Genomic DNA, 7,383 nt, shown 5'->3' on the forward strand with positions numbered 1-7,383 from the left:
CCGGCGCCCTGGGCGGCGGGGCCGGTGGCCTGGCGGCGTGGCAGGCCGGCGAGCGCGACCCTGCCCATCCGCTGCTGCGTCGCTACCTCACTCCCTGGCCGCGGCTGGCCGCCGGCGAGGCCCTGGCCGGGCTGGCCACGGCCGCGGTGGATATCTCTGACGGGCTGCTCGCCGACCTGGGCCATATCCTCGAGCATTCCGGGGGCGGCGCCCATCTCGAGCCCGAGGCGCTGCCCCTGGCCGAGGGGCTGGTCGCGGCGCTGGGCGAGGAGGGTGCGCGTCAGGCGGCGCTGACCGGTGGCGATGACTACGAGCTGCTGGTGTGCCTGCCTGCCGAGCGCCTGGACGAGGCCCGGCACCGGCTGGCAGTGCTGGAGCTGCCACTGACCGTGGTCGGCCAGCTGACCCGCTCATCCGGCGTGAGCGGCGTGCCGGCGGCCCAGCGTACCGGCTGGCAGCACTTCCGCGGCGCCACCCCGGGAGGAACCCCATGAATCGAGCTCCGTCCAGCGTCTGGCACCGCCCCTCCCACTTCCTGGCCTTCGGCCTGGGCAGTGGCGCCGTGCCCTGGGCGCCGGGTACCTTCGGCACCCTTGCCGCCATTCCCTTCTACTGGTTGCTCTCCGAACTGCCGCTGAGCTGGTACTGGGGCGTCGTCTTCATCGCCTTCGTCTGGGGCGTATGGCTGTGCGAAAAGACCTCCCGAGACCTCGGTGTCCACGATCATTCCGGCATTGTCTGGGACGAGTTCGTGGGCTACTGGATCACCATGGCGGCAGTGCCCTTCTCCTGGGAGTCGGCACTATGGGGGTTCCTGGTCTTCCGGGTATTCGACGTGATCAAGCCGTTCCCCATCCGCTGGGCCGACCGCCATGTGGCCGGTGGCTTCGGCATCATGATCGACGACGTCCTCGCCGGCATCTACGCCTGGAGCCTCATGCACCTCTGGTTCTGGTTACACTAGCCCGGTACGGCGGTATTTCGCGGATGCCGTGGCAGGCGACGCAGGGAAGGGAGTCACCATGCGCAAGGAACGACTGATCGTGCCGGTGGTGGTAGGGCTGGCACTGGTCTGGGCGGTGGCCCAGTACGCCGCCTCGCTGCTCTTCGAACGCGAGCTGCTGCGCACCCTGAACGACCTGGAGGCGCGCGGCGAACTGGTGGTCGAGCGCGAGGATGTCGAACGCGGCTGGCTCTCTTCCTCGGGGCGGGTGCTGATCGCCCCGCTGCTGGGCGACGGCTGGCAGCTCGCCTTCACCTATACCGCGCGCCACGGCGTGCTCAGCACGCGCCTGGACGGCGAGATCCAACCCGCCCTGGGCCCGGCGCGCCAGCGCCTGTTCGGCGATGCGCTGCCCTCGTCGGCACCGCGCTGGCACGCCCGCTACCAGACCCTGGGTGGCTCCCTCAAGGGCAGTGTCGGGCTGTCTCCCTTCGTGGTTCGCCAGGGCCAGCGCGAGCTCGACTTCCAGGGCGGGCAGGTCACCTTCGGCGGCGAGTACGGCGACTGGTGGCTGCGCGCTCGTCTCAAGCCGCTGCGTCTCACCGACGGGGTCGTCACCCTGGAGGCCGGCCCGGCCAGCCTGGAGAGCCGCTACGCCTATACCGCCGATGCCCACCATTTCACCCAGCATGACCTGCTGCGCCTGGAACGGGTCTCCTGGAGCCAGCCGGACCTCGAGCTGGATGGCAGCGAGCTGGTCTACCGCAGTCGCATGGAGCTAGACGACAGCGAGCTTCTTATCGACGGTGAGCTCAACCTGGGGGAGGTGCTGGCCGCCAATCAGGTGCTGCTTACCGGAGGCGCGACGGCGCAGTTTTCCCGCGTTGATGCCGAGGCGTTGCGCACCCTGCTGCGCCGACTGCGCGAGGAGGTGATGATGGGGGGCAGCGACACCCCGACCCCCCGCGAGCTTATCGCGCGGCTGGAGCCGGAGCTCAAGGCGCTGTTGCAGGATTCGCCGCGCGTTGACGTCACCACGGTAGATCTCGACAGCCCCATGCTGGGCCTTTCCGCCGCAGGGGAGGGCGCGCTGATCTTCGACCCACGGCGTCTCGATGAGCTCAGCGTCGCGCGTCTCGATGACCCTGCCGAGCAGGCGCGCTGGCGCAGCCGCCTGGACGGCGACTTCGTCTGGCACGAGGTGCCCACCGTGGTGGCGTTGTGGTTGGGGCTGCCCCTGGACACCCGGGAGCTGGCGGTGGACGTGGTGCGAGGCAAGGTGCGCGTCAATGGCCGCCCGATGCCGCCACTCTGGCGCTAGCGGGGCGACGAGAGGTCGCCAGACTTGAAGTTGCCGCTCATCGCCCGCATTCCACAGTCCATCGGCATATGCCCAACCGCTTGGACAGGGAGACCCCATGAGCGACGACCAGGACCGCCACGCGTCTGACGAGCCGGAATGGATCCACGACGAGCACGAGCAGGACGAGCAGGAGCAGGGCGAGGGTCTCGACCTCGGTGAATCGACCGGCGACAGCCAGCGTTCCATGGTGCCGGCCCGAGAGGCGCTGCCCGAGCGCATCTACCTGCTGCCCATCCACAACCGCCCCTTCTTCCCCGCCCAGGTACAGCCGCTGGTGATCAACCGCGAACGCTGGGAGGAGACCATCGAGCGGGTTGCCAAGACCCCGCACCACACCGTGGGCCTGGCCTTCGTCGGTGACGCCGCCCTGGAGGGGCTGGATCACGGCGACTTCCCCGAGATCGGTACCGCGGTGAAGATGCACAAGCTGCAGGGCGAGGATGAGCAGCTGCAGTTCATTGCCCAGGGCCTGCAGCGCTTCCGGATCCAGCGCTGGATCTCCCGGGAGCCGCCCTACCTGGTGGAGGTGAGCTACCCCCGCGAGCCGGTGGATGCCGAGGCCGACGAGGCGCGGGCCTACGCCATGTCGCTGATCAACGGCATCAAGGAGCTGCTGCCGATCAACCCGCTCTACGGCGAGGAGCTCAAGCACTACCTCAATCGCTTCAGCCCCCATGAGCCCGGGCCGCTCACCGACTTCGCCGCCGCCATCACCTCGGCCAAGGGGCACGAGCTGCAGGACGTGCTGGCCACCCTGCCGGTGCTGGCACGCATGCAGAAGGTGCTGCCGCTGCTGCGCAAGGAGATCGAGGTCGCCCAGCTGCAGAGCGAGATCAGCGACCAGGTCAACGCCCAGATGCAGGATCGCCAGCGCGAGTTCTTCCTGCGCGAGCAGCTCAAGGTGATCCAGCGCGAGCTGGGCATCTCCAAGGATGACCGCGAGAACGACGTCGACACCTTCCGCGACCGCCTCGAGGACCTGGTGGTGCCGCCCAAGGTGCTGACCCGCATCGAGGAGGAGCTCGACAAGCTGGCGGTGCTGGAGACCGGCTCGCCGGAGTACGGCACCACCCGCAACTACCTGGATTGGCTGACCAGCATGCCCTGGGGCGTGCGCAGCCAGGACCAGCTCGACCTGGGCCACGCTCGCACGGTGCTCGACCGCGACCACGACGGCCTGGCCGACGTGAAGGAGCGCATCGTCGAGTTTCTCGCCGAGGGCACCTTCAAGGGCGATGTGGGTGGCTCCATTGTGCTGCTGGTGGGCCCGCCCGGGGTCGGGAAGACCTCGGTGGGTCGCTCCATCGCCGAGGCGCTGGGCCGCGAGTTCTATCGCTTCTCGGTGGGCGGCATGCGCGACGAGGCGGAGATCAAGGGCCACCGGCGCACCTATATCGGCGCCATGCCCGGCAAGCTCGCCCAGGCCCTCAAGGAGGTCGAGGTCGAGAACCCGGTGATCATGCTCGACGAGATCGACAAGATGGGCCAGTCCTTCCAGGGCGACCCCGCCTCGGCGCTGCTGGAGGTGCTCGACCCGGAGCAGAACGTCGACTTCCTCGACCACTACCTGGACGTGCGCCTGGACCTCTCCAAGGTGCTCTTCGTGTGTACCGCCAATACCCTGGACTCGATCCCGCCGGCCCTGCTCGACCGCATGGAGCAGATCCGCCTCTCCGGCTACATCGCCGAGGAAAAGATGGCGATCGCCAAGAACCATCTGTGGCCCAAGCTGCTCAAGCGCGACAATATTCCCAAGAAGCGCATCAACCTTACCGATGCCGCCCTGCGCCAGGTGATCGAGGGCTATGCCCGGGAAGCCGGGGTACGTCAGCTCGAGAAGCAGCTGCACCGCATCGTGCGCAAGGCGGCGGTCAAGCTGCTGGAGAGTGATCAGCAGTCGGTGAAGGTCTCGGTGAAGAACCTCGAGGAGTACCTGGGGGCGCCGCTGTTCCGAAAGGAGCAGGTGCTCCAGGGTGAGGGCGTGGTCACCGGCCTGGCCTGGACCTCCATGGGCGGCGCGACCCTGCCCATCGAGGCGGGCAAGGTGCATTCGCTGACCCGCGGCTTCAAGCTCACCGGCAAGCTCGGCGAGGTGATGCAGGAGTCGGCCAACATCGCCTACAGCTATGTGCTGGGGCACCTGGCCGAGTATGGCGCCGACGCCGACTTCTTCGATTCTGCCTTCGTGCATATGCACGTGCCGGAGGGCGCCACGCCCAAGGATGGCCCCTCGGCGGGGGTGACCATGACCACCGCACTGCTCTCCCTGGCCAAGCACCAGGCCATCGATCGCAATCTGGCGATGACCGGTGAGCTGACCCTGACCGGACATGTGCTGCCGGTGGGCGGTATCCGCGAGAAGGTGATCGCCGCCCGGCGCAGCGGCATCTTCGAGGTGATCCTGCCCGAGGCCAACCACCGTGACTACGACGAGTTGCCGGAGCACCTCAAGGAGGGCATGACGGTACACTTCGCCAGGCGCTACAAGGACGTGGCCAGGGTGGTATTCGGGTGACCGGCGACGGGCACCATCCTGGGGTCAGACCCCGGCGGAGGGTATTACCGCTGGAATGGTGCACGTTGATAGGCTTTGCTGGCTTGGCCAGGGTCTGACCCTGAGGCCTCCCCACGAATTATACAGTGCCTCCCAGTTCGGCTTCTTGTCGCATGAGCCGGAGGAGTCTGTCCATTCGGCCCGCGGGATAGCGGGCCTGGATGGCTTCACAGCCAAGTCGCCAAAGCGAGACGCCTCGCCGTGAGCGACGCGTATTGCTTTGATAGGCCGGTGCCTTCCCCGCTCTATCAAGGGAAAGGCCGCTGGCCAGGAGGCGGAAGCTAGCCAGCATGGCGATGAGAAGCAGGATCTCGATACGGCGTGCATGTCGGGTGCCATGCAAGTTAAACGCAAACCCGAACCGCTCGCTCTTGATATCCCGAAACCCCTCCTCGATTTCCATGCGTCTGCTGTAGAGCTGCACGACCTTGGCGGCGGTATGGTGGCGGGGTGTCAGATTACTGACTAGCACCCAGGGTTCTTGGTGCCCCTTGGCCACCTTGCGGCTTCGGGCAGCGCGTGACGCACTGCCATTCTTGTTGCGGTCTTTGCGCCCTCGGTAGGGGGCGCGGTACAGGTACAGATGGGTCGCCAGTGACCGTGTCTTGGCCAGGGTGACGGAACCGCGTGCTGCTGGCTCGCGTGTCGCCAGCGGAAACAGCGATTCCAGGCGGCGCCAATCGGATTCGCCGTCGTGCTTCAGTTGAGTTGCCCCACGCACTCGGCCGACGTAGTACCAGCCATACGCCTCAACAGCCCGTAACCAGGGTGTCTTGAAGCCGGCATCAGTGATGAGGATGGGCTTGGCCTGTGACGGCAACATCCACGCAAGGTCCGCAAGGAGGGCCTTCTGGCAGCGGGGGCAGGCGTCTTTGTGATGCACACGTTCATAGATCGGAAACGATCGCTTCCCGAAGGGGATCGCGGCACGCAGCAGAAAATGATGTCCTCGGTCGTCGATCGGTGACCAGTCAACCAGAATGATGGGATGTCGCTGAGTACCTACGAGCAGGCGAGCGACATCTGCATAAAGCCAACGACGCTCACGCTGCAGGTGAGGGTTGCGGAGCAGGCGATCGACACATTTGATCGCGTGCTTGGGCTGAGCCTGGCGCGGAAGCTGGCGACCGATTGCCGTCAGGGACAGGCGCTGCCCCGACAACAAGGCCTCGACGCATGTGGCGAGAGCATTGAAGCGGGCTGAATGCAGAAGGGAGGCTGAAGTCATCAGAATCCTGTGCAAGAATTGGCGCGTCTGCATGGGCTCCTCGGCATATTGTTGGTTTGGCGATTAACAACATGCCTGCCCATGCAGACTTTTTTCAATCCTAATATACTGATTTTCTTATTCTATTTGTGGGGAGGCCTCAGGGTCTGAACCCAGGGGAATCTACCAGCAGCAAGACACTCCCGGGTCGGTGCCGAACCGATTCCGGGGTTATCCATAACAAGGGTACATCCCATGCAACGACTGGCAGCCCTGCTTCTGACCATGGCGGCGGCGGGCACCACTACTGCCGCGGAGCGCATGCTCACCGTCTATACCTACGACTCCTTCGTCTCCGAGTGGGGGCCGGGGCCCGGCATCGAGGAGGCATTCGAGGCGCGCTGCGGCGACTGTGACCTGCGCTTCGTGGCACTCGACGGTGGCGTGGATATCCTCCAGCGCCTGCGCCTGGAGGGGGAGGGCAGCGGCGCCGACCTGGTGCTCGGTCTCGACATGAACCTGATGGCCGAGGCCCGCGGGCTCGAGCTGCTGGCGCCCCACGGCGTCGACACGAGCGCGCTCGAGCTGCCCATCGCATGGGACGACGACACCTTCCTGCCCTACGACTGGGGCCACTTCGCCTTCGTCTACGACAGCGAGCAGCTGGAGGATCCGCCGGGCAGCTTCGCCGAACTGCTCGAGGCCCCGGACGACGTCAAGATCCTCCTCCAGGACCCGCGCACCAGCGTCACCGGCCAGGGGCTGCTGCTGTGGATGAAGCATGTCTACGGCGATGCGGCGCCCGAGGCCTGGGAAAGGCTCAACGAGCGGGTGCTCACCGTGACCAACGGCTGGAGCCAGGCCTACTTCTCGCTGTTCATGAACGGCGAGGCGCCCATGGTGCTCTCCTATGCCACCTCGCCGGCCTACCACATGGCGGTGGAGGAGACCGACCGCTACCAGGCCGCCGAGTTCGCCGAAGGCCACTACCTGCAGGTGGAGACCGCGGCGATGCTGCGCTCCAGCGACGAGCCCGAGCTGGCCCGCGACTTCCTCGCCTTCATGCTGACCCCGGACTTCCAGCGCCATATCCCGCTGGGCAACGTGATGAACCCTGCCATCGACCTGGGTGACGAGCTGCCGGCGGTGTTCGAGCGGCTGATCGAGCCCGAGAGCCTGACGTTCACCCCCGAGGAGGTGCGCGACAACCGCCGCGCCTGGATCCGCGAGTGGCTGAACGCCGCGGCGCGCTGACGCCGCCGCGCTGGGCGCGCACCTCGCCCTGGCCGCCGGGGCTGGGGCTCGCCGCCCTGGCG

The 7,383-nt window shown here is 66.7% G+C and carries 6 protein-coding genes; 5 read left to right on the forward strand and 1 reads right to left on the reverse strand.

Annotation, left to right across the window (positions count from 1 at the left end; all coding sequences use genetic code 11):
- The 4 genes from LWH48_RS17790 to lon all read left to right on the forward strand — a co-directional run.
- Positions 1-494, forward strand: a 494-nt coding sequence (locus LWH48_RS17790; protein ID WP_269816258.1) for a thiamine-phosphate kinase, incomplete at its 5' end; no start/stop codon positions are given.
- A complete protein-coding gene (locus tag LWH48_RS17795) occupies positions 491-964 on the forward strand; it encodes a phosphatidylglycerophosphatase A family protein (protein ID WP_232913631.1) in 474 nt (157 codons plus the stop codon). The genes LWH48_RS17790 and LWH48_RS17795, both read left to right, overlap by 4 nt.
- Before the next feature lie 58 nt (positions 965-1,022).
- A complete protein-coding gene (locus LWH48_RS17800) occupies positions 1,023-2,264 on the forward strand; it encodes a DUF945 family protein (protein WP_232913632.1) in 1,242 nt (413 codons plus the stop codon).
- Positions 2,265-2,361: 97 nt separating this feature from the next.
- A complete protein-coding gene (gene lon, locus LWH48_RS17805; RefSeq protein WP_232913633.1) occupies positions 2,362-4,821 on the forward strand; it encodes an endopeptidase La in 2,460 nt (819 codons plus the stop codon).
- Between the two features lie 118 nt (positions 4,822-4,939).
- Here lon and LWH48_RS17810 read toward each other — a convergent pair whose 3' ends face one another.
- Positions 4,940-6,121, reverse strand: coding sequence for an IS4 family transposase (locus LWH48_RS17810; RefSeq protein ID WP_232913634.1), 1,182 nt, complete (start codon positions 6,119-6,121; stop codon positions 4,940-4,942).
- A gap of 201 nt (positions 6,122-6,322) precedes the next feature.
- Between LWH48_RS17810 and thiB the strand changes: the two genes are divergently transcribed.
- Positions 6,323-7,321, forward strand: coding sequence for a thiamine ABC transporter substrate binding subunit (thiB, locus tag LWH48_RS17815; RefSeq protein WP_232913635.1), 999 nt, complete (start codon positions 6,323-6,325; stop codon positions 7,319-7,321).
- Positions 7,322-7,383 lie beyond the last annotated feature (62 nt).

It is taken from the genome of Halomonas sp. G15, from assembly GCF_021282295.1.
Lineage (GTDB): Bacteria > Pseudomonadota > Gammaproteobacteria > Pseudomonadales > Halomonadaceae > Halomonas > Halomonas alimentaria.

What these genes read in the sequence shown, in the direction of transcription:
- LWH48_RS17795 (WP_232913631.1), top strand. Translation starts at nt 491, where the DNA reads ATGAATCGAGCTCCGTCCAGCGTCTGGCACCGCCCCTCCCACTTCCTG.
- LWH48_RS17800 (WP_232913632.1), top strand. Translation starts at nt 1,023, where the DNA reads ATGCGCAAGGAACGACTGATCGTGCCGGTGGTGGTAGGGCTGGCACTG.
- lon (WP_232913633.1), top strand. Translation starts at nt 2,362, where the DNA reads ATGAGCGACGACCAGGACCGCCACGCGTCTGACGAGCCGGAATGGATC.
- LWH48_RS17810 (WP_232913634.1), bottom strand. Translation starts at nt 6,121, where the DNA reads ATGCAGACGCGCCAATTCTTGCACAGGATTCTGATGACTTCAGCCTCC.
- thiB (WP_232913635.1), top strand. Translation starts at nt 6,323, where the DNA reads ATGCAACGACTGGCAGCCCTGCTTCTGACCATGGCGGCGGCGGGCACC.